The sequence below is a fragment of the Legionella resiliens genome (genome assembly GCF_021344005.1).
Taxonomy (GTDB): domain Bacteria; phylum Pseudomonadota; class Gammaproteobacteria; order Legionellales; family Legionellaceae; genus Legionella; species Legionella resiliens.
The window spans coordinates 32,577-54,912 of record NZ_JAJTND010000006.1 but is presented as its reverse complement, the minus strand read 5'-3'; the positions used below and the strand labels follow the sequence as shown (position 1 = coordinate 54,912).

The window sequence follows — 22,336 nt, the reverse complement described above, 5'->3', positions numbered from 1 at the left end:
GAAACATCCACTTAACTTAATGGCAGTGAGTGTTAGGGGGAGGGAAAAACGCAAGTTTCTTTCATTCTGATAAGTACCTCTTCCCTTCGGAAGGAGGAACGCTACAGTTAGTAAGGATCATTATGTCTTCTTACCATGATTTGCTGCAATTAATTAATTCATTCGAAGCTTATTTGGGAAATCCTGCAAAACAGGATAGTTACCCCATAAATTTTCAAGAAGTCTTGCACTATGATGAGCAAGAAGAGCTTGCCTGGCCGCAAATCAGATTCATTCAGCAGTGGGGATTTATGGAATACCTAATCCCTCAACACCTTAGCGGGCGTTTTGTTTCGCTTGATGTCGCGTTTTTTTTAGCAAAATCACTATGTAGACGTGATTTAACTACTGGTATTGCTTTGGGTTTGTCATTTTTGGGTTCCTTACCTCTTTGGATAGCAGGAAATGAACGTCAGAAAAAAGATTTGGTAGAGTCGTTACGTCGAGGTGAAATTACCGCATGTGCTTTAACCGAAGAAGAGCATGGTTCTGATATCATGGCGAATGAGGTAGCCGCTCAACCTTGCAAGAATGGATGGGAGCTATCTGGGAGAAAGTGGTGCATTAATTTTGCTACTCAGGGGCAAAGTGTCACTCTTCTTTGCCGTACTCATGAGCGAGGGGGCCCTTTAGGTTTTTCTGTTTTTTTTCTCGATAAATCGGCAATTCAATCGGGTTTTATGCCAACACCAAAACTCCCTACGCATGGGGTCAGGGGATTGGACATAAGCGGCTTTTCTTTAGACAAAGTTTTGTTGCCTCATGATGCGTTGATTGGGGGCGAAAAACGTGGTTTGGAAATCATTTATAAAACCTTACAGGTTTCACGTACTTTATGTGCTTCCTTTTCTGTGGGTGCAGCAGATACTGCCTTGCGACTAACGCTTTCTTTTAGTTTACAAAGACACTTGTATGGGAAAACCGCGTATGAAATTCCCGTGGTAAAACAGCGCTTGGGCGAGCAGTTTACCCAGTTGCTTATTGCAGATTGTACTGCCATAGCAGTTGCTCGTGCTGCATCGGTGATCCCTGAAAAATTATCTTTTTGGTCTGCTATTGTTAAATTTCTCATTCCCAAAATAACGGAAGGAATCGTTGAAGAATGCAGCACAGTAATGGGTGCACGTGCTTATTTACGTACAACAGAGTGGGCTATGCTTCAAAAAATCAGACGTGATATCCAAGTGGTGGGTTTATTTGATGGGAGTAGTCAGGTCAATTTATCGGTGATTGCTGGTAATTTAGTGCCCCAAGTGAGAATGAGAGGAGATTGTCCTCCGAGTCAGTTACAAAAATTGGAGGGGATTTTTAACCTCAATAGTATTTGTCCAGAGTTATCTCTGGAGCGATTAGGTCTTTTCACCCCTACTGAGGACGATATTTTGGCGGGTTTATCTGTGCTGGAATCGAAAAAAATCAATACATTAATCAAAGCGATTCGAAGGGAGTTAAAGCGCTTGGATAGACAAATCCTTGCTTTACAAGAGAAAAAGCAATTTGACCCACGCAGCCTTACTGCTTTTCGTTTGGCGGAGCACTATTGCTGGATTTTTGCAGCAAGTTGTTGTGTGCATTTTTGGTATCATAATCAGGAATTAATGGCTAGAGAATCACTGGGTTTGGACTGGCTTAATTTGGCAATTCAATTCATTCTTAATAAATTAAATGGGCGTGTAAACATTGAGCCTAAGTTGCAAGAGTCTATGGCAGAGCATTTAGTTCTGTTTTATGAGCAAAATAAAATGCTCTCTATGATTCCAATTAAAATACCCGATGGCCAACTTTAGTTTTTGCGGTTATCATTTCGTATCGTATTCATTTTGGCTATGGGAATGAATTGGAAAAGAAGATTAATTGCAGCAATTACCCGAAAAAAATATCAGGCTTTTATTGAAGATACCAAATACCCCGATCGTTCCCGTGACAGGCTGTGGAATCAAGAGATTGTACCTTTATTAAAAAAATCTGCTTATTGGCCTCCTTTATTACAAAATCTCCAAACGTCAAATCTGGATGATTTTCCAATTACAACCTATGAAGATTATGAAAAAGATCTTTTGGCAGCACAATACAGTCTTATACAGCCTTTTAATGGAGAAAAACTGCTTTTTTGGTCAGAAACTTCAGGAACAGCCGGTGTTCGAAAATTTTTTCCAATTACTCAATCTTTTCAGAGACAGTTTCAGCGCACCATGCCTCCTTATATTTATACATTGACTCAGCGTTTTCATGGATTGTTTCGAGAAAAGATACTGTATTTGGCTGCAGTAGATTCTCATAGAACGTCACCAGGCGGCATTCCTTCAGGCTGGATTAGCAATTTTAATTACCGTAATTTGCCTTCTTTTATTAAACGTTTTTATGCAATGCCTAATGAAGTATTCGATACTTCGGAAGTCTATATGCAATGGTCTGCTTTGTATGCTTTAGCATCTGATCTGAGTGCAATATTTGCCGTGACCCCCATGGTTATTGATGCTTTATTTGAGCGTTGTCTTACAAATTTTAAGTATTTTTTACCTTTTTTATTAGGTGAAAAAGTCGTTCCCGACTTTTTGCCGCCGCTTCAGGTTACAAAGAAACGTCAGCGTTATTTGCGTCAATTGACACACCAAGATCCAAGCACATTCAAAGAGTTTTGGCCGTCATTGACTGTTGTTGGATGTTGGATTTCAAGTCTTTGTGAATATCCTGCACGACAATTACACAAGTTATTAGGACCTGGGATTGAGATGGTTGATGGCACTTTTTCCGCTACAGAAGGCTGGCTTACTGTCCCAATTGACAATCAGATTGGGGGTATTTTGCATCCTGGCGCACATATTGCTGAGTTTATTGAAGAAGGAAAGCCGATTAAAAAAGAAAACCTGTTACAATCTTGGGAATTAGAGCAAGGCAAAAATTATGAAGTTTTTTTAACTACAGCTATGGGATTTGTCCGTTACCAGCTAAAAGATGTAGTGAAATGTATCGATTTTTTAAATAAAGCACCAAAGCTTGAATTTTGTTATAAAACGCAAATGCTTAAATTGGAAAGTTGTTCTGTTTCTGGCCAAGAGTTGCAGGAAATGTTGTGCGAGATTTCTTTTGATGTAGCGCCTCACTGGTATTTTGCCCGGAATAGTTTGGGGAATAGGATTGTTTTTGTTACAGACGATACAACTCAAATATCTGATTCCATATTGGTACAGATGCACGAACGTTTAATGCAAATTAGTGAACCTTATGCCCACGGCGTGAGTACCAAAGAAGTACTGCCTATAGTTTTATTCCAAGTGCCAAAAGATGAATTATTAGCGGATAGTCACGCGCAGACCAAACCAAAGCTTATTTCTCAGCAAGTAATTACGGAAAAATGAATTTCAATGTCTCCGGATCACTTGGAAAATTTGTTATGATTTCGCCTACGCCAAGCTATTATAAAAAAAGGAACATCATGTTATGACTGAGAAGAATAAAACCAAGTCAAAAAAAACTCCGGGAAAAACTGAATTAACTACTTCTATGCTTCTTATGATTGACCTGGTATCCATCTTATTTAGTTTGATGCCTAGTGTTGTTGCTTTTAGCGTAACGGGTTTATTTATTTATCATGGCTATGCATACACTTGGTTCGTTCTTCTGGTCGCTCCTTTTGTTTTATTTGCTTCTTTTATCGTGATTATCGCAGTAATTAGGCTGTGTTTGCCCCGCTTGAAACCGGGCCGATACAAACGTGAAATGAATCAGATGACTATTGCCTGGTTTTGTCATTTTGCACTTGCTCGTTCTGCTAAAGTAGTAGGTTTAACCCCTTTGTTGCAAACATTCAATGTGATTAAGTTTTTTTATTGGCGTGCATTAGGAGCTAAAGTTTCCTTTCAAATTGTAAATTCTTTTGACATAGATTTAGTTGATTGCCCATTAATCACTATAGGAAAAAATGTCACTCTTGCGAGTGGAGTGTCAATAAGTTGTCACTCTGATGTTGGTAGTTTACTCTTTCTTGCGCCGGTAATTATTGAAGACAATGTTTTCATAGGTATGGCGACCACTATTGGTCCAGGAACGACCATTAAAAAAGGTTGCTGGATTGGTTACGGAAATACGTTTGTCAATCAGGTGGTTGAGGAAAATTCACGATTTGGAAATATTAGGCCTACCCCAGATATAGAGTAAAAAAGAAAAGGGGGCTTTCCCCCTAACTATTATTGGATCCTACCTGAAATATTATTGGCATATAAGGCAGATTGAATAAAAAAAGAATAATTATAAAATATAATGCAGAACTAATATTGCCTATGCGCACCCATTTTTGCTCCATATTTTCAGGGAACCAGGCTGTGATTGCATAAGTCAGGCTGTATAAAATCCCCGTGATGATACAAATGACGACATTAACGTCTACAGAATAAGATTGGAAAATTTTATAAGTCATCATTAAAACCAAAAGGAATAAAATCACGCGATAAAAACGGAGTAATAGCTTAAGCCAGGATGGAGCTCCTGATTCCACACTCCCGTCTTGAAAGTATGCATTAAAGAATATAATTCCTAATGCAGCTAATGGGATTAAAATAATCAGGGGATTGACGTATTCTTCACCCCCACTGAGAAGATGGCTTAGATAAAGTATAAAATACACAATACTAATCAATGCTAAGAAAGGAAATAAATAGTACATCATGCGTAATAGTAAAAAGCGCAAGCTATAGATAATTTTGATGTTTTGCTGACCAACCCCTAATCCTATAAAAAATAAAGTAACATGGGAAATCAATTGAAAATGGAAATTATTGGAGTATAAATTCCATAAAAAATCATTACCTACAGTTTTGAAAATAAAAGAGCCTAACAGGATAAGTACATTGGCTAAGGCAGAAAATAAAGAAGCAACAAAAAGCAAAAGAATAGTATTCCATACCGCAGCAAATAAGCTGTTATAACTGATACGCCAGGTATTATCATGATGGAATGCATAGTGAAATGAGTGCCCCACATAGACAAATAACGGGAAAGCGCCCAGAAATGTAATCCAATGTTCAAGAGGTAAGGAAGTATAACGAGCTTCTATAGGAAGCAAGGGTAAAGACAGGAACAGCGCGATAATGAAACTGCTTGCGACTAAGCGAAAACAATTTTTTTCGTTATAAGCCAATCCATATAAAAGAGCAAAAAGACTGATTAAGGTGTAATCAAATAGCTTAGTAATTTCATGGCGAATTAACCCATCAAGTGCGAATCCAAGCAGTAAGCCAATTAGAGTAAAAAGATAGATTCCTTTTTTTGATGGCATGCCGCTTCTCCTAAGGTATTTAAATTTAGAATAGCTGATTTTAAAAACACTTGCATTATTTCGCTGATATTATTCGTTTTTCTCAATTTTAACTTTATTAGAGCATTATGGTTTTATTTTAATTTCCGTTTTTGTAGAATGGATTTTAAGGATCGATTAACTAATTCGTTGGACTCACTATGCTGAGTAAAGAGGAACGTTTCAAACGATGGCGTGGGACCAGATTCTATGCAGAACAAAACGCGCTGAACTCAGCTTTGCTTATTAGCAATTACGTTAATTCAGTAGATAATCTTGAAGCCATCAAAGCGAATGCGCAGACAAAATATAACGACTTTGATCAATATAATGCACGCCCATGGGGAACAGCCGTTTTTGTCAAGCTGTTTATCGATGAAGCAATTGCACAACTGCCTGAGGATGCTGATAAAGAATTAGCATTACTGACCCACTCCAGCGAGGTTATATCCACTTTATATGATAACTGGAAAGATAATACCGCAGGTAATATTTTTGCTCTACTTGGAGATATTGAGAAATTAATCACTTTGGACAGTATTCCTTTTACCGATAAAAATCAATATAAAACATTTCTTCTGTCCTCCTATATGTTGTTCCATATTATCAAACTAGCAATTGCCCAAATAGAGGGGAATTGGAAAGCGCAAATTGTAGTTTCTCTTCTTGTAGATCTTGGACAAATCAAACCTAAGATAGATCTTTTTTTACTCCAAGTAGAAAAAAGAATGGAACAGTTAAAGGCAGGGCAATCAGCAAAAATGACGAACGATACTGTACCTGATCCTTTAAAACCTTTTAAAGATCTCTTGAGTGAACGTTATCTTAAAGTATTAGGTATTAAGCCTGTGAACAGCGCAAAACTTCAAAGAGGGTTACATAATACCAAGCGCCCTGCTCCTGCTGTGCCCAAATTTCATCTGCCAGAGACAACTGTAAAACGAACCATTCATGAAAGCCTTAATGCACTTGAAGCAGATATAGAAAAAGTTTCATCAGGTATTTTCAGTCTTATTGAACAGCGGAGTAAAAAGGCAGATTTAGAAGCCAAAATAGAAGCAGTAAATAAACTACTTTTATTTGCAGAAGAAAATGATAAGAAAATCACTGCAAGAAAAGATTTTTTAGATTTTATAGAAGAACATGCGCAGTTATTTCAAGTTCTTTTAGAAACTGCCGAAGAAGACCCAAAACAACAATTACTTGAAAAAATAAAGCAATTAAAAAACATTGTTGAATCTCCCGATCTTTCTTCAGAAGTACTTCAGCGAGTGAGCTGGGTGACTTCACCAATAAAGGTTGTTTATCGCACTACCACACCCCAAGTATTGCAAAGCATGATTGCCTCCACTCTCCCAGCTACCCTGGATAGCACCTGCAAAGCGGAACTTAAAAATCTGGCAAATACATGTTTGCTGGACTTACGAGAAAAGCTAAAGAAAAAAGAGCACCAGATTACTGCCATAAATAATCGTTTTTTTAATCAAGACGAAGCGTTAAAACTATTGATTGCACAAGAAGGTTCTGAACGACTCGCTTTGTTACAAAAGGCAAATGAGATAATGAAAGAATCGGTGCAAGCTAGTTCTAGGCTATTTGCTACTGTAAAAGAAAATTCATCTTTTCTGCGGGATCTTCAGGCGAAGAGCCAAACCTTGAGCGCATTCATCAAACTACATGATGGTTTTTTCGTGAAAATTTCTAATTTCCTCGCCCAGTACTTTTCCTTCTTTAAAACGAGAACTGCAAAGATGATTGATGATGCCGCTGCTTGGAAAATTAAAGTGGATGGATTAGTAGGGGAGTATCAAAATATTGTGGATGGGGGAATACGCCAAATTGAACTTATTCCAAATTTGAATGATTCGATTAAGGTTCAAATAAAAAGCCAATTTATTGCAGAGGAACAGCAGATACGCCGAGAAAAACAAAATCACATTCATCCGAACAAGCGTGCCGTGCGTTTGTTAATGAACAATTTATCTCATTTGTTTGCCGCAAAACCGCTACCTCTTAGAGAGCAAACGAATGAAAAAGTACTCAATGAAGAACAATCCATTTTAGCTTGTTTTTAATTGTTTGATATTTTATTTCTGAAAAAATTCATAGATATATTCCAGATTACCTGTGTTTTTGAATTTCCTGAATAATCAATTTAATAAAGTGCTTGATTTTTCTGGACGCCATGTTTAAAGTTCGATCAAACCTAACTACTTCCAGGAGGATTAAAAATGCCAGGTTTTTTTAATAAGGAAAATAAATGGCGTGCAGCCATGCAAGCGACAAACGGACTATTTCTCATGATGACCGCGTACAGGATGTTTTCTGATCCGGAAACTGTTTGGGAAAATGGTTTTGAGGTAGCAGCGCTTGCGCTTAATGTAGTTACCTTCAGTGAAAATGACAATGCATTGACCAGTATAGGAAATGCCGCTTTTAATATTATGGGTTTGGGCACGGTTTATGCTGCAGCGACATTAGGTTGCTCTTCGAAGTCGCTCGCTGAGAGTGCAGGAAATGCTGCGTTGTATTTCGCCAATGCATTAACGAGTATTTGTTACAAATATGAGCCAAATCAGGAAAGGGCGCAAGAGTCTCAAGTAAAAACAATGTAATCAATTGAGTTTGGGCTGCAAAGCCCATCGTTCTTAAAATATCCAGCCTATTTAAAAATAAATCATTTCTTATCTCTTAAAATTATCCGTTGTATTAAAAAATTTGAGCTATATTAAAAATACAGGATTTGAACAACTAGAAAAAAGGACAAATCATGAGTGCTCTTCTGCTATTATTTTTAGCAGTAACTGTAACCTCTTTTCCACAATTGCCATTGGAGTTTCCCCATACACAAGCAATTAAGAGTGATATTCGTTTCATCAGCGAAATCACCCCCTTTTCAGAGCCAGAACAAATTAATGACCAATCATTAAATGTTATTAAAATGCTGTTAACTCATGAAGCACCTCAATTAAATCCGCTCGTGATCGACAAGGTACTCTCTACTCTTAGGTGTGCTACTGAATATAATGTGGAACATAATCATATTTTAACGATTATCGATTATTCTTTACCTTCAAACGAAAAACGTTTCTGGGTGTTTGATTTAAAAGCCAAAAAATTATTGTTTCATACTTATGTGTCGCATGGCATCAAATCCGGTGCTTTATTGACCAATTTCTTTTCTAATAAACACAACAGCAAAGCAAGTAGTATTGGGGTTTATCAAACACAACAAGCTTATTATGGTCGAGATGGTCTTTCATTACGTTTAGATGGTTTGGACCGTAATTTTAACGATAATGCATCTGGACGCGCCGTGGTAATGCATTCTGGGTGGTATGTAGAAGAAGACTTTATTAAAAGATATGGAAGACCTGGACGAAGCTGGGGATGTCCAGCACTTCCTTTGGTGAACTCTCAAGCAATTATTAATATCATAAAAGATAAATCTTTATTAGTCATTTATTATCCTAGCGATACATGGTTTGCTAAATCAAAATTTTTAAATTGTGATAAAAATTCCACGCCTCAATATACGAATTCCTTGACCATACAAGTACCTGATACTGCACCTGATGAACAACGTGATGCTATTTTATTTGTAGGTAGTGGATATAAAGGCAGTAAACATGCAGAAACTAAACCGGTTACAGTCATTTCGGCAGATACATATGAACGGGTATTTCATACGACAGCCCCATTGACACGAATGTTACGACGTCAGATTAATAATGCAGAATACATTGCACTGAATGCTCAAGAGCTTTTTTATTTGTCTCATCACACTAATTCAGATAGTACAGGTCAAGAAGAAGGTATTAATGCCATTCGTTTTGTAATACCGGTTCTAAAAGTAGTCCGGGGCGGTTATTATGAGACGCAAATGCAGTTTGTCAATTTAGGTAAAATCAAGGCAGTCAAAATCAATGGCAATTTAGTCAGAGACAATTCCCTTGCGAACAGTTTCACTGTTTATTTTGAAGGAAACTCATCAGTTAATTTAAATGCTCACAATGAATTTATTCGTTGGGTAGGATTATAGGATGGCTGCATGCTTTGGAGAATCATTACATCCAACTTGCACTCAACTCTGACGTTTCCCAAGATTCTTAACGTGTCACTAACAGATAGCACCAAGTGCCTAACTTACTTTGACTCATTTTTCGAGTCGTCCAGTTCAAGCCACATTGCATTTAAGATCGCAAAACAACAGGCCAGGCCGGTACCCAAAATCCAGGAAAAATACCACATAAACACCTCCTAATAAGCTGTATCTTGGTTTTTAGTAATTGTTTGTTCAGTTATTTTTCCTCGCAATACATGATAAACCCATGCGGTATAAAGCAAAATGAACGGTAATAAAATAACGGTTCCTACTAACATGATAAACAAAGTTAACTGACTTGAAGAACTATCCCAGACCAGTAAGCTTTGTCCAGGATTAGTCGAAGAGGGCAGTATAAATGGAAACATACTGACACCTACAGTAGCGATAATGCCAGCTACTGAAAGGGCGCTGCAAAGAAAAGCTGTCTTAACATGTTTTGCAGTAATTAATGCTAATAATGCCGCAATCATGCCGATTCCTGGAGCAAATAAAGTTATGGGCAGAGCGCGGTAGTTGGAAAACCAAGCATCTGTTAGTCGAATTGCTGACTTGTAATGCGGGTTTGATGGACCATCATGAGCTAAAACTCCTGTCACACTGTAACCATCAATACCATAATGAAGCCAAATTCCAGCGCCTATAAAAATCAATAAACTCAGTAGGGCAGATACTTTTCCTGCAGTTCTGGCTCGCTTTTGAATGCGATCTTCGGTTCTTAAGTTAAGAAAAAAAGCACCATGCATGGCAAGCATCAACACAGACAACAAACCACACAGCAGGGCAAAAGGATTCAGTAAATCAAGGAAGCTGCCTGTGTAGAAGGGTCGCAAATATTCATCAAAATGAAAAGGAACACCTTGTAATACATTGCCAATAGCCACGCCAAAAATAAGTGCAGGTACAAAGCCACCAACAAATAAAGCATAATCCCAAAATGAGCGCCATCGAGGATTTTCTAATTTTGAACGGTACTTAAAACCAACGGGACGCAAGATGAGCGCCAACAAAACCAGGAGCATCGCAAAATAAAAACCCGAGAAGGAGAGGGCATATAAGGCTGGCCAGGCAGCAAAGATAGCGCCACCACCGAGAATAAACCAGACTTGATTTCCTTCCCAGGTTGGACCGATGGTATTAATTAATATGCGTCGTTCTATATCTGTTTTTGCAAGCCAGGGCAGCCACATAGCAACACCCAGGTCAAAACCATCCATGACTGCAAAACCAATGAGCAATACACCGAGCAGGATCCACCATATAATTCGTAATGTTTCATAGTCCAAAGGCATAATGAATCTCCTAGTGCGCCATATTATCAGGGCCAAGACGGATGTATTTTACCATCAAGAAAATTTCAACTATGGCAAGAATTGTGTAAAAGAGAATGAATCCGCTTATGGATGTTAATACTTGAGTAGTGCTTATGCTGGATGTACCCATCGCGGTAGGTAAGATATCCTGGACTACCCATGGTTGACGTCCGTATTCTGCCACTACCCAACCTAACTCTGCGGCGATCCAAGGTAGTGGCAGTGAATAGAATGCCATTCGCAAATACCAACGGGTAGTGTGTAATTTACGTTTCATGGACAGGTAGAAGCCTGTTGCAAATAAGAAAACGAAGAAGAATCCGCAAGCAACCATGATACGGAATGAGAAAAATAAAGGAGTGACTCGAGGCTTTAGATCATGGGCTGCCTGATTAATTTGATCTTCAGTTGCATCAACTACATTTTCAGTGTATTTCTTCAAGAGTAGACCGTAACCTAAATATTTATTGTGTGCGGTAAAATCAGCTTTTGCTTGCTCGTCATTAGGATTTTTTTGTAATCGTGTTAATGCTTCATAAGCAAGCATACCCTCTTTGATTCGTTCTTTTCCTTGTTCAATCAATTCAGAAATACCCTGTAGGGGCTCCGTGAATGCGCGTGTTGCGATTAATCCCAATGCATAAGGGATTTCTATTTCATAATCAGTTTTCATTGTTTCTTCATTAGGAATACCAAAAACTGTAAGACTTGCTGGGGCTTTTTCGGTATGCCACATGGCTTCGATTGCTGCGAATTTCATTTTTTGATTTTGATTATCAAGATAACCGCTTTCATCGCCTAATACGACTACAGCTAAAGCAGATGCAAGTCCAAAGCTTGCAGCCACAGTTATAGAGCGCTTGGCAAATTGGATGTTTCTGCCCCGTAATAAAAAGTAAGCGCTAATGGATAAGACAAAAATTGACCCTGTGACGTAACCAGCACTAATAGTATGAACAAATTTGGCTTGAGCGACCGGATTAAACATCACTGCAACAAAATCGGTAACCTCCATCCGCATCGTGTGGAAGTTAAACTCTGCTCCAACAGGATTTTGCATCCAACCATTAGCAATCAAAATCCATAATGCAGAAAGATTTGTACCTAAAGCAAGTAACCAGGTACAACACATATGTTGAAAGCGACTTAATCTGTCCCAGCCGAAAAAAAACAAACCGACAAAGGTAGCTTCTAAAAAGAAAGCCATAAGTCCTTCAAGAGCCAGTGGGGCACCAAAAACATCGCCAACATAGTGGGAGTAATAGGCCCAATTGGTACCAAATTGGAACTCCATAGTCAGACCGGTAGCTACACCTAAAACGAAATTAATACCAAAGAGAATTCCCCAATATTTGACCATCTGTCGCCAAATATCTCGGCCTGTCATTACATAGATTGTTTCCATTATCGCTAAAATTAGCGATAAGCCCAATGTCAGTGGGACAAAAAGGAAATGATAAAGCGCTGTTAGAGCAAATTGTAAACGGGAAAGATCGACCAGATCACTACCAGGAATCATTGCTCACCTCACATGTCATATACTGTATTGATAAAATTTTGCTCAATCGCCCTGCTTATCTATAAGAAAGTATTGGGGATTTTCTGTTCATTTTTCTTTAGGAAGAATATATTCCTTTTGTTGACTTGTACCTAACAGCCATTGTTCATTGCTTTGATGTGATCTTTCCACATCCTTAAAACAAATTATCCATAATAAAATCAATAAGCTAAACTTAATAATTAAGGTAATGAGGATATCACGAGTTAGTGGTTTAATCATATTCATTAACTCTTTTTCCTTGGCCTAACATCCCATATTTTAAAGATTCTGCGATGAAGGAGGCTTTTTGAAAAATGTCCTTGGCAGCATTCATAGGCAAATGATTTACCGCTTCTTCCTGGAATAAATTAAGCCAACGGACAAAATGTGCTTCCTCAATTTGGGCGAGTTGTTTTAATAGGATATGTTTTTGATAAGCATTACCGTGATACTCATGAGTTTTCAACATAATGCTATTCCAAAATTGGCAAAGCAAGGGGATATGTTCATCCCAATCAACCTGTGCTGTATCATTGAAAATTGGGCCAAGGATCTTATCTTTTTGTACTTTTCGGTAAAAATGAGTCACAAGCTTTTCGATATGTGTTTTATTCAGCTCAGTCATATCACTACTACCCGCTGATACAAGTGAGATAATGATAATAAAGTTTCATTTTAAATACAACTTTAAAATAGTACCAATTCTAATTATTTTTTTCTGCATGAATTAACTCAAGTAAGGCCTGAGCATTATTGTGTTTTGCATCTTGAGCACTGTATAACAAAGTTACAGTCTGACTTTTTGCTTGAGAAGTAATCGTTGCGAGTTGTTCTTGTTTCTCTGTGAGTTCTTGAGCATAGCGTTTTTGAAACTCTTGCCATTTATCAGGTTCATGATTAAACCATTGGCGTAATGCAGTGCTTGGGGCAATTTCTTTGAGCCATAAGTCTATAGCAGCTGTCTCTTTCTTAATTCCGCGAGGCCATAACTTATCAACCAATATCCTATACCCGTCTGCGTAATCAGGTTTTTCATAAATTCGCTTGATTTTTATTTTGTGCATCGAGATTTTCTCCTTTAGGAGCAAGATTGAGTAATGGGTAGAGTTCCACTTTGTTTTGAATAATATCTGCCAAGCTAAATTGTTCCAAGATCGCAAAAAAGGCACTTTGTGCATCAATGAGAATTTTTCGTAATTTACAGATTGGGGCGATGCAACAATTTGCTTCTTTATTAAAACAAGGTACTAAATCAAAGTGAGGTTCAAGCTGCAAAACAAGTGTTTTGAGATTAATTTCCGCGGGATTTTCAGCCATGATAATGCCGCCATTTTTTCCTCTAATTGTTTTAACAATTCCTAATTTAGATAAATTATGGATGATTTTTATTAGATGATTGTGTGAAATTGCATAGGCTGTAGCAATGTCATTAATGGTGCATGTATTTTGTTTTATCGCAATATAAATTAAAGCGCGTAATGAATAATCAGTAAATTGAGTAAGCTGCATTAATTGCCCTAAATATGAAAGAGGAACTTATTATTTCTCTTTATTAGAGGTATTTCAAATATAGAGTTAAAGGTTACAAAAAATCAACAAACCCACTATTTTTAAAGCGAATTTACGATATAATTAAACTATAAATTATTAGAAAATAGGAAATTATTATGAGCAGAAATTCTATGAGTAGTATGATGCGTGCAGTAGTTTTTGCTCTTGGCCTATTTACTGCTGGAGCAAGTTTTGCGCATGGCGGCTGGCACGGTGGTTATTATCATGGTGGCGGCTGGCATGGCGGCTATTATCATGGCGGTGGTTGGCGCGGCGGCTATTATGGGGGCTGGGGCGGCGGTTGGGTGGGACCTGGTGTTGTCATTGGAGTTCCTTACTACAACGATTATTACTATCCTGAGTGTCAATCTGTTCGTGTATGTAATCAATATGGACATTGCTGGTATCAAGATTCCTGTTATTAATTAAGTAATGTTTTTTTAAACTTGTGGCCTGAGTCTGCGGTTTTTTTAAAATGCATAATAAGTAAAAAACAGTCGGGTTATCCTAAGACGCTCATCTCAAAAGATTACCACAGGTTGATAGTATCTATGGGTAAAAATTGATACTATTTGATGGTTTTCGGCGACTTTAGGTTTCCCTATGAACAACACATTGGAATATCTGAAACATCTGGATTGGGAGCGTTTTGCTTTTGCTTTATTTCTACTCCTATTCGGCTATTTTTTTGCATTGAGCTTAAAGTATTGTATTGGTCAAAAAATGATTTAGCAACCGTACGAGATGAGGTGCTTTCCGCAATAAAAACAACATTTGAGCGAGAATCAATTACTTTTGTAAATGAACGAATTTACATATCCTCGCTCCCTTCTTCAGTAACCCCATTACCTTCATCGTTCTGAGCAGAAAAACCAAGAAATCTAACTGACTTATTTATTGCTTATTTTATAAGCATATTTTGCTTCGTTTTATCGAATTCCAATTCCAAGGCTACTTGCGAGTCTCGCATACTAGGTGTATGTTGAATAGGAATGGATTGTAAAGTTGGGAGTTGAAATGGAATCAACGATCGAAATTATTGGCTATGTTGCCTGTTGCCTGGTTTTAGCGACTTTCTATGTCAAAAGGATTTTGACATTACGTCTTCTCGCAATCTGCTCCAATGTAGCATTTATTCTTTATGCTCTTGGGAGTAACCTTTATCCGATTTTTGTTTTGCATTCGTTATTATTACCGTTGAACTTATATCGGATTTTTGAAATAAAGAGAGGTACGTTCTGCACTCTTAATCATGGTTCGGTGGAAAGCGCAGTGTCTATAGAAGAAATAAATGGTTAAGAAAATGTAAATAATAGTTTCGGATGTCTAAAGGTGATATGCCTGCTGCTATTATAAATTCTTTAGCATTATGATAAGTGACTGGTGGATAGATGCCCGATTTACAACATGCAGCGCAAGAAGCTGCACCAGATGACATACAAGCCCTCATAGAAAAAAATCCTTGCGGTCTATGTAAGGCCGCCAAACTTCCTGTGTGCAAGTGCAAAGGACCTGGTGGATCAGGCGGTGGCGGTGGCAGTGGCTCAAATAGCGACAATCTCCTTGAAACTCAAAGCAAAACATCTGCACAACACAGTATGAGTATGAACAATAAAGAGGCTTTCGAGAGCATGCCATTGGATTTGTATGCAGATGCAGAAGTAACTGTGCAAGACTCCTTAAAACTCGACTTATTTGATTTGGAAGAAATGGCTGAGTTTTTATTGTTTAGTCATGACAGTAAGCGAGGAGTAATAACGATTCGTCCTAAACCCAGCCTTTTATTAGATGAAAAAGAAATTCGGGAACTTATTCAGACACTGAAAAAGGCCTTTGAACAATTTAAAATTGCCTTAGAAAAAGAAGGTGTCCCGGTGGATGACTTCACGATAACGCTAAATAAAAATGAATTAATTGTCCGCGATACGTTTATCAAAGAATTAGTCAAGCGAAACCTACTTCCTAAAGCATATGCTCCTAATTTGGAGCTACAGAATCAACCTACTCGTTTATCTGCTTTTACTCCAACACCAAAACCCTCATTACGTGGTAAAGATGAAAAAGAAAAAGAAGAAAAATATGTAGAAGAGAAAGGAGTAAGTCATGATTCGGAAGAAAACAGTGGCTTTAATCCATCTCCATTTTCTTTTACTCTTTCATTGACCAAACTTTTTGGTGGACGCTCCTAGTTTGGGGTAGCCTGGTAGAGGCATAGTGAAGCGTGGATATTATTTCCCCAGTTTCGCTAAGCTTCATCGAGGCCACTTAGTGAATGAGTGACGTATTTACTTATTTTTCTGTTCATGTTCAATAAGCCATTGCTTACGAGCTATCCCTCCGCCATAACCACCTAAATTGCCACTGGAATTAATGATTCGGTGACAAGGAACAATTAGCGAAAGTGAGTTTGCACCATTAGCATTGGCAACGGCTCTGTAAGCAGTGGGTTTTCCTAGTGCTTGAGCTTGTTCAGCGTAACTTCTCGTTTCCCCATATGGAATAAGTGTTAAAGCATGCCAAGCCATTTTTTGAAAAGGACTGCCCAGCATCTGTATTGGGGTGCTAAATTGTTTTAGAGTCCCTGCAAAATATGCTTTAAGCTCTTTTTCAATTGAACGAATTGGCGAAGGATCTCCTGGGATAATGGCTGCTTTCATCTTCTTTCTCAGCCGCTCTACTTCACGCTCCAAGCCTCTTCTATCAACAAATTCCAAGAGATATAAAGCTTCTTCATCAGCTACTGCCAGCATTGGTCCAAGAGGTGAATCGAACCAGGATGCTTTCAAAACCTTAGAATGTTTTGTCAGCTGCGAAGGTGCTGCACCCATTATTTTAGAAAAAGCATCACGAAAACCACTGCTGGATCCGTACCCTACATTAAGTTGTGTTTCAATCACTATTGAGCCCTCACGGATTTGTTTCATGGCTATACCCATTCTTCGTGCACGTGCATAAGCAACAAAGGTCATCCCAAAGCGCTTTTTAAATTGCCTGCGTGCAGTTGATGTATCCACTCCTAATGCTGCAAAATCCCTGTCCTTCCATCTCTTTTCAGGGTTGGCTTCTACAGCCGCAACCAATTTTTGAATTACATTGGAAGCTTGATTCGGATAGGACAACGGCTGGCAGCGCTTACACGGTCTATATGCAGCAAGGAGTGCTTCTTGAATTGTTTGAAAGAATTCACAATTTTCAAATTTTGGTTTTTTTGCAGGACAGGTAGGTCGACAAAATATTCCGGTCGATTTAACTCCAACATAAAATACACCTTCATATTTAGAGTCTTTAGCAAGTAAGGCCTGATAATATTCTTTAGTTAACATGAATCGCTCAAACAGTTATTTCAATAGTTACTATAGCTTTTTTTAAAAAAAGTGCGACCGAAATTCAGGCATTGAATTTTAGTGGGAGTTTTTTGCAGCGCAAGTATTTTCGTACGCGTGAAACGAAGAGAAAATCCAGGATTGATAGGTTCACTGTATCCATGCTGCATTTTGCTTAGATTACATCAAGACCGCTAAAACAAATAGGTTTTTTTATTTCACCTTGAGCCGGCAAGGCAAGTCGTACCATGCCACACTGATCTGTTCTAAAAAAGGGGATATTCAATGATTTCATGTTTGCCAAAGTTTTAGCATGAGGAAAGTGAAAACGATTATCAAAACCTAAAGAAGCTATGGCATAGTGTGGCGCAACTTCAAGTAGAAATCGATAAGAAGACGAGGTTTTACTGCCATGATGAGGGACAATCAGAACATCCGAAGCAAGCTCTGCTTCATAAGTTTTTACTAAATAATCTTCTGCTATTTTTTCAATATCCCCTGTTAATAATATTTTTCCAGCCTTGGTGCTTATTTGTAGAATACACGAATTATTATTTTTATTCTTAAAGTGAGCAGTAATCGGCAAGAAACGAAAAGAAACACCATTCCAATCCCACTGCGGGTAATCATGACATCTCACACCATGATCATAGTAATGTGGATCATTGACTAATAACTGATCCACTGGTATTTCTTTTTCAAGCGAGTCGAGTCCGCCACGATGATCTTTATCCGGATGGCTAATGACCACAAAGTCAATTTTTTTTATTCCTAAGGTTTTAAGATAGGGTAAAATCACCATTTTCCCTAGATCATTACCTTGAAAAAATCGATCTCCAGTATCATAAATCAGGGTATGATGTTGGCTTCTAATGACAATTGCCAAACCTTGGCCAACATCCAAAATATCAATCAGTGCTTCTCCTGGAGATGATACAGTACGGGGCGGAAAAAATGGGAGCAGTATCCATAACAGTGCAATCCATTGAAAGGGTTTAATTGGCAGTAGAACCCACATCAGCAAAGCCCCCATTAATATAACAACCAACCCAATATGGGAAATAGACCCATTAATGTTCATGATTGCTATATGTTCAACCAAGTACAATCCTTTAAATAACAAGGCAATCAACAACGATAAGAGTTTCATTAAAAGAGCAGTAATCCTGCATGAACAAAGGGTCATCGTGATTAATGCTAAGGGGACGATCAAAAGACCAACGAGAGGAATAGCAAATAAATTTGCAATAAAGCCGTTAATTGAACCATAAGAATACCAGTATAGGGTTAAGGGCATGAGCCCAATTAAGCAGCTTAATTGTAAGGCTAACTTTCCTTTGTAACCCTTTAATCGCCAACGTTGTTGAGTTAAAAGCAAACACGCTACCGCAAGAAATGAAAAATAAAATCCTTGCATAAATACGGCATGTGGTTCAATACATAAAACGCCAAATAAGGCATAACGCCATATTTGCCAAGTGGAAAAACGTTGTTTCCCCAAGCTGTAGAGCGTATAAAAGAAACACCCGATTAATGCCCTTTGTACCGGTGGAGCAAACCCTGCTAAAAAGGCATAAAATAAAGCAGCCCAAAGACCACTCATGCTGGCCACATAGGGAGCTGGGATAAACAAACAACATCGGGAGCTTTTAGACCATAGCCAGCGAACCAGCCAATAAATTATCCCCGATACCAATGCAATGTGTTCTCCCGAGATCCCAAAAAGGTGGGTGGTGCCCGTACGTCTAAATAGATCCCAATTTTTCTGGCTAATATGGGTAGTTAAATTTAAAGTCAATGCTTCAACAACGCCTGCAGTGGATTGGTTGGGTGCTAATTGGCTGAGTTTAGCTCCCAAATGTTCACGCAAGAGAAGCCAATTAAAATGTGGTTCTGCCTCAGGGAACACTTGATTGTTTTTGGAGAGTATATAGCCAGTCCACTGAATATGTCGTGCGGCAAGCATGCCTACATAATCTGAACTTCCAGGATTAAGGTAATTCCGAGGTTTTTTTAATTTGACCGTGAATTGCCAGCGTTGTCCTGCATGCAATTTTGGTGCATTAGTATACCAGGATAATTGGATTAATCCTTGTGCCGGATGATGATTATATCGTTCAAGGGCAAATAAAAATTGGGTTTTGGTAAAATCTTGGTTAGGAGTCGATGCAATTGTTCCTTGCACGGTTACTTTAGGGAGTAGAGTGAGCTTGGGTATTCCTTTGGGTGAAACAAGGGCTTGATGCATTCCTGCCATCGCAACACCTAAAATAAAAAACAGAATTAAGGAATACTTTGGACTGAGAAAAAAGAAGAGCAAGGTAATTAAGGGTAAAGAATGATTAAAGGTATATAGATAAAGTATGCCTGTGAAAAAGCAAAAAATTTCCATTTTATTTTTAAGTTGGACTTTCCGTTGAGTTGGATAGTAGAGAATCGAGTTTTCTTTGTAAAGTAAATTTTTTATTAGGTACCTGGATTCCTATTATGTCGGATTCCAACAAATGGTTTGTGCAATTCCTGATGAATCTACTGCGGTTTTTGCGTTCGATTGATCTACTGTCATGCTGGCACAGGTTTCATCTTCCGCCTGGCTCCCAATTGGTGTTGCTGTGAGTGTATATGTTGTAGCTCCTACATTAGATAAGGTTATACTGTAGAAACCTTGAGCCGATGTTTGCGGAAATGGAGGTAACGAGGCACAAGGAGCGTTATAAGAAAAGTTTTGTGAATAACACCGTTCCAGAATGATCTGATCTTGTGCTAATGTGGCCATCGCATCTGAACGACGTGATTTGAGCACGAAACTGACATAGGAAGGATAGGCAATTGTAGCCAGTATGCCTATAATAAGTACGGCTATCATTACTTCAATTAAGGTGAATCCGTGTTTTCGTGCATTATTCATCATTCGTTTTACCTATTGTTGTATTTGTACTGTACTTTGTAGCATCACTATTGTATTCCCATTGGCACCTACCGAACGTGCAGTAATTCGATATACACGAGTGGGTGTTTTCATATTTTGTCCTGGCTGAACAATCGAGGGTAGTTGCTCAATAATGTAACTCGACTGTGAATTGGAATATCCTTGGAAGCTGAGGATTACTGATGAAGCGCTGGACCAATTAGCTGTCTTCCATAAAGGTGGGTCACTAGGATTTAGTATGTATAATCCATTGCCATTCTGCATGAAACTTGTGGAAGTGTAGGTTCCATTGAGTAGTTTATTAATCGCTTCATTTAAAGCCCCTTCAGTTTTTTCCAAACTGATTTCGGTATCAGTAGCATTGGCGGCGATTCGTGTTTGTGTTGTATTTATTGATATTGCTGTAAGTGCCAAGGATATAAGAACAAGTAGTAAAATCATGGTCACTAACAAGATATAGCCTTTTTGTTGCACTGAAATTACTTTTTCTAGGGAGTTCTTATGTACTGGCATGCATACTGAAGCTCCGCATTTCTTTTCTTCTTGTACTTTTTTCCCTACAGCGAAGTTGGAAATAATTATATTGCTGTTGGGGAGAGCAGACTTTGTATTTTGAGAAATAAAATTCATGAGCTCGCATTCCTTAACGCAATATTGATTTCATATACATGACGAAGTCGATTGTCATTTGGGACGGTAACTGAAGTCTCTAATACATTATATTGAGTAGTATTCAGATTGCCGGAAGCAACTTTTCCCTCAATTAAAAAACCCAGGCGAATTGCATAAACTTGAGCCCAGTTTGGAACAGCATTGGCAGAGACATACTGAGAAATTGAACCATTCCCTCCTATGCCATATTGTACTTTCATTACTGAAACCCCAGGAACAAGAGGTTGGATTGTCCACCCTGTACTGGTTAAAATCCCCCGCATCAATGCACTTTGTCCACCTTGTCCTTGTCCCACAAAAAAAGCGGTTTGTTGAAGCGGAATAAATTGGGCTCCTGCCTGATAGTTTGAACTAAAAGTAGAAGAAGAATTTTCATATTGTCCTGTACCTGAACCATGGCTAATCGTTGTTCCTGTTATATTAGTCACAAGAAAAACAGTGGATTTAATACAATCAGATATCCCAGCGAATCGTCCAGCAGCAAGATTAATACCGCTCATGCTTTGCACTGTAAAGGAGTCGCTGCCTGAATCAATCGTGGTGATTGAGACAGGAAAACTGCCAGGAGTTGCGCCGAGAACAACTAGGACATCACTCGTATTTTGAACATTTCCTGCTAATGATGAATCCAAGGAAGGTGTCCAATTACCTGAGTTGGTGTCATTAGCAGGATTGCCTTGGCTAATTGTAATTGTTGCTCCATTTCGATTGTAACCAGTGAGTAAGGTTGAATTAGTATTGAGTGAGGCAATAGGGGGGGAACCACCACCATTTAAATTAGAGATTGAGGTACTAAGTGATCCACAACCCATAAACCCTGCGGAGCGAATAATCGGTGTGACTAGATTGGCAATAGCATTTTCTGTACTTTGAATCAGAGATTGTGAGTTTGTCACTCTATAGATTTGAGTTTGGGTCACATAAATTTGTATCGCTGCATAACTGAGTAAAAGACCAATAACTGCTGCAATCATTAATTCGACTAAGGAAAAACCATGTTGATGTGCTTTATAATTATTCATAATTGGCTTTGTACGATTAGTTGGACATAGTTCGGGTTAGGAGCAGGAGCGCTGCTTGCACCCACAAGATTTTGTGCCAGGCTGTCATCCCATTGCACAGTTACAGTAATCAGTGTATTTCCACCTGTCCCAGGGGCAGGAGATGAAGTGATGGAACCGCTGCCCCTTGGCAATTTGCTTACATCACGGGTAAGCCAATACCATGTATCATATGCCGCTAATTGAGCACTCGAACAAGGAGATTGATTGCACATGACTCCTGGCGGAGATGGTGGAGTCGGCGAGCCGCTGCTGTTGATATTACTGATATTGTAGTTGCCATTAATTGCCGCTTGCGAATTAGCACGAATTTTGTCAAATATGTCATAAATACTTTGTACTGCCTGTTGTTTGGCATAACTTGAATTATTTGCTTTACTTGACAGGATTAACATACCTGCTATGCCTAACAAGCCAACGGCCATGACCACGAGTGCAACGAGGACCTCGATTAATGACATTCCTGTTTGTTGTGTGCTGTATTTCCCCGAATGATTCATGAATAACCTC

At 38.5% G+C, this 22,336-nt stretch carries 24 protein-coding genes; 10 read left to right on the top strand and 14 right to left on the bottom strand.

Annotated elements, in window-relative coordinates; genetic code table 11:
* The first annotated feature begins 122 nt into the window (after window positions 1-122).
* The 3 genes from LXO92_RS15650 to LXO92_RS15640 all read left to right on the top strand — a co-directional run bounded on the left by LXO92_RS15650 (window position 123) and on the right by LXO92_RS15640 (window position 4,197).
* Window positions 123-1,826, top strand: a complete 1,704-nt coding sequence (locus tag LXO92_RS15650; protein WP_182350442.1) for an acyl-CoA dehydrogenase family protein — start codon at window positions 123-125, stop codon at window positions 1,824-1,826.
* Window positions 1,827-1,871: 45 nt separating this feature from the next.
* A complete protein-coding gene (locus tag LXO92_RS15645) occupies window positions 1,872-3,398 on the top strand; it encodes a GH3 family acyl-acid amido synthetase (protein ID WP_182350441.1) in 1,527 nt (508 codons plus the stop codon).
* Between the two features lie 82 nt (window positions 3,399-3,480).
* Window positions 3,481-4,197 (top strand): DapH/DapD/GlmU-related protein, encoded by a 717-nt coding sequence (locus LXO92_RS15640; protein ID WP_182350440.1) that lies wholly within the window; start codon window positions 3,481-3,483, stop codon window positions 4,195-4,197.
* Between the two features lie 22 nt (window positions 4,198-4,219).
* Here the strand turns inward: LXO92_RS15640 and LXO92_RS15635 are convergent, their stop codons facing one another.
* Window positions 4,220-5,314 (bottom strand): hypothetical protein, encoded by a 1,095-nt coding sequence (locus LXO92_RS15635; RefSeq protein ID WP_232891293.1) that lies wholly within the window; start codon window positions 5,312-5,314, stop codon window positions 4,220-4,222.
* Between the two features lie 179 nt (window positions 5,315-5,493).
* Between LXO92_RS15635 and LXO92_RS15630 the strand changes: the two genes are divergently transcribed.
* The 3 genes from LXO92_RS15630 (at window position 5,494) to LXO92_RS15620 (ending at window position 9,374) form a co-directional block, all read left to right on the top strand.
* A complete protein-coding gene (locus tag LXO92_RS15630; protein WP_232891292.1) occupies window positions 5,494-7,407 on the top strand; it encodes a hypothetical protein in 1,914 nt (637 codons plus the stop codon).
* Between the two features lie 156 nt (window positions 7,408-7,563).
* Window positions 7,564-7,947 carry a hypothetical protein gene (locus LXO92_RS15625; protein WP_182350437.1) on the top strand — a complete coding sequence of 128 codons (384 nt, stop codon included), beginning with the start codon at window positions 7,564-7,566 and terminating at the stop codon, window positions 7,945-7,947.
* A gap of 155 nt (window positions 7,948-8,102) precedes the next feature.
* Window positions 8,103-9,374, top strand: coding sequence for a murein L,D-transpeptidase catalytic domain family protein (locus tag LXO92_RS15620; RefSeq protein WP_182350436.1), 1,272 nt, complete (start codon window positions 8,103-8,105; stop codon window positions 9,372-9,374).
* A 104-nt stretch (window positions 9,375-9,478) separates the two neighbouring features.
* On the opposite strand, the gene cydX is transcribed toward LXO92_RS15620, so the two are convergent.
* The 7 genes from cydX to LXO92_RS15585 all read right to left on the bottom strand — a co-directional run bounded on the left by cydX (window position 9,479) and on the right by LXO92_RS15585 (window position 13,799).
* On the bottom strand, window positions 9,479-9,583 hold the full coding sequence (gene cydX / locus LXO92_RS15615) for a cytochrome bd-I oxidase subunit CydX (RefSeq protein WP_058460063.1): 105 nt from the start codon (window positions 9,581-9,583) through the stop codon (window positions 9,479-9,481).
* A 9-nt stretch (window positions 9,584-9,592) separates the two neighbouring features.
* On the bottom strand, window positions 9,593-10,729 hold the full coding sequence (gene cydB / locus LXO92_RS15610; protein WP_232891291.1) for a cytochrome d ubiquinol oxidase subunit II: 1,137 nt from the start codon (window positions 10,727-10,729) through the stop codon (window positions 9,593-9,595).
* A gap of 10 nt (window positions 10,730-10,739) precedes the next feature.
* Window positions 10,740-12,269 carry a cytochrome ubiquinol oxidase subunit I gene (locus LXO92_RS15605; RefSeq protein ID WP_182350434.1) on the bottom strand — a complete coding sequence of 510 codons (1,530 nt, stop codon included), beginning with the start codon at window positions 12,267-12,269 and terminating at the stop codon, window positions 10,740-10,742.
* Window positions 12,270-12,356: 87 nt separating this feature from the next.
* Complete coding sequence (gene cydP, locus LXO92_RS15600) at window positions 12,357-12,536, bottom strand: cytochrome oxidase putative small subunit CydP (RefSeq protein WP_182352905.1); 180 nt, start codon at window positions 12,534-12,536, stop codon at window positions 12,357-12,359.
* Complete coding sequence (locus LXO92_RS15595; RefSeq protein WP_232891290.1) at window positions 12,523-12,915, bottom strand: group III truncated hemoglobin; 393 nt, start codon at window positions 12,913-12,915, stop codon at window positions 12,523-12,525. The genes cydP and LXO92_RS15595 overlap by 14 nt, the downstream gene beginning before the upstream one ends.
* 79 nt (window positions 12,916-12,994) lie before the next feature.
* Window positions 12,995-13,354 carry a DUF488 domain-containing protein gene (locus tag LXO92_RS15590; RefSeq protein WP_182350432.1) on the bottom strand — a complete coding sequence of 120 codons (360 nt, stop codon included), beginning with the start codon at window positions 13,352-13,354 and terminating at the stop codon, window positions 12,995-12,997.
* On the bottom strand, window positions 13,323-13,799 hold the full coding sequence (locus LXO92_RS15585) for an Rrf2 family transcriptional regulator (RefSeq protein ID WP_182350431.1): 477 nt from the start codon (window positions 13,797-13,799) through the stop codon (window positions 13,323-13,325). Before LXO92_RS15585 ends, LXO92_RS15590 begins: the two co-directional genes overlap by 32 nt.
* A gap of 158 nt (window positions 13,800-13,957) precedes the next feature.
* Here LXO92_RS15585 and LXO92_RS15580 point away from each other — a divergent pair, with 158 nt between their 5' ends.
* The 4 genes from LXO92_RS15580 (at window position 13,958) to LXO92_RS15570 (ending at window position 16,030) form a co-directional block, all read left to right on the top strand.
* Window positions 13,958-14,266 (top strand): hypothetical protein, encoded by a 309-nt coding sequence (locus tag LXO92_RS15580; RefSeq protein ID WP_182350430.1) that lies wholly within the window; start codon window positions 13,958-13,960, stop codon window positions 14,264-14,266.
* Window positions 14,267-14,444: 178 nt separating this feature from the next.
* Window positions 14,445-14,573 (top strand): hypothetical protein, encoded by a 129-nt coding sequence (locus LXO92_RS17170; protein ID WP_255465984.1) that lies wholly within the window; start codon window positions 14,445-14,447, stop codon window positions 14,571-14,573.
* Window positions 14,574-14,858: 285 nt separating this feature from the next.
* Window positions 14,859-15,140 (top strand): hypothetical protein, encoded by a 282-nt coding sequence (locus tag LXO92_RS15575; RefSeq protein ID WP_182350429.1) that lies wholly within the window; start codon window positions 14,859-14,861, stop codon window positions 15,138-15,140.
* Window positions 15,141-15,232: 92 nt separating this feature from the next.
* Window positions 15,233-16,030, top strand: a complete 798-nt coding sequence (locus LXO92_RS15570; protein WP_232891289.1) for a hypothetical protein — start codon at window positions 15,233-15,235, stop codon at window positions 16,028-16,030.
* A gap of 96 nt (window positions 16,031-16,126) precedes the next feature.
* Here the strand turns inward: LXO92_RS15570 and LXO92_RS15565 are convergent, their stop codons facing one another.
* From LXO92_RS15565 to pilV, 6 genes are all read right to left on the bottom strand, one after another.
* Window positions 16,127-17,164, bottom strand: coding sequence for a bifunctional transcriptional activator/DNA repair enzyme AdaA (locus tag LXO92_RS15565; RefSeq protein ID WP_182350427.1), 1,038 nt, complete (start codon window positions 17,162-17,164; stop codon window positions 16,127-16,129).
* A 175-nt stretch (window positions 17,165-17,339) separates the two neighbouring features.
* Window positions 17,340-19,556, bottom strand: coding sequence for a DNA internalization-related competence protein ComEC/Rec2 (locus LXO92_RS15560; RefSeq protein ID WP_232891288.1), 2,217 nt, complete (start codon window positions 19,554-19,556; stop codon window positions 17,340-17,342).
* Between the two features lie 93 nt (window positions 19,557-19,649).
* Complete coding sequence (locus LXO92_RS15555) at window positions 19,650-20,075, bottom strand: type IV pilin protein (RefSeq protein WP_182350425.1); 426 nt, start codon at window positions 20,073-20,075, stop codon at window positions 19,650-19,652.
* A gap of 9 nt (window positions 20,076-20,084) precedes the next feature.
* Complete coding sequence (locus LXO92_RS15550; RefSeq protein ID WP_232891309.1) at window positions 20,085-20,606, bottom strand: pilus assembly PilX family protein; 522 nt, start codon at window positions 20,604-20,606, stop codon at window positions 20,085-20,087.
* A gap of 113 nt (window positions 20,607-20,719) precedes the next feature.
* Complete coding sequence (locus tag LXO92_RS15545; protein WP_182350423.1) at window positions 20,720-21,787, bottom strand: PilW family protein; 1,068 nt, start codon at window positions 21,785-21,787, stop codon at window positions 20,720-20,722.
* Window positions 21,784-22,326, bottom strand: a complete 543-nt coding sequence (gene pilV / locus LXO92_RS15540) for a type IV pilus modification protein PilV (RefSeq protein ID WP_182350422.1) — start codon at window positions 22,324-22,326, stop codon at window positions 21,784-21,786. Before pilV ends, LXO92_RS15545 begins: the two co-directional genes overlap by 4 nt.
* Between the last annotated feature and the right edge of the window lie 10 nt (window positions 22,327-22,336).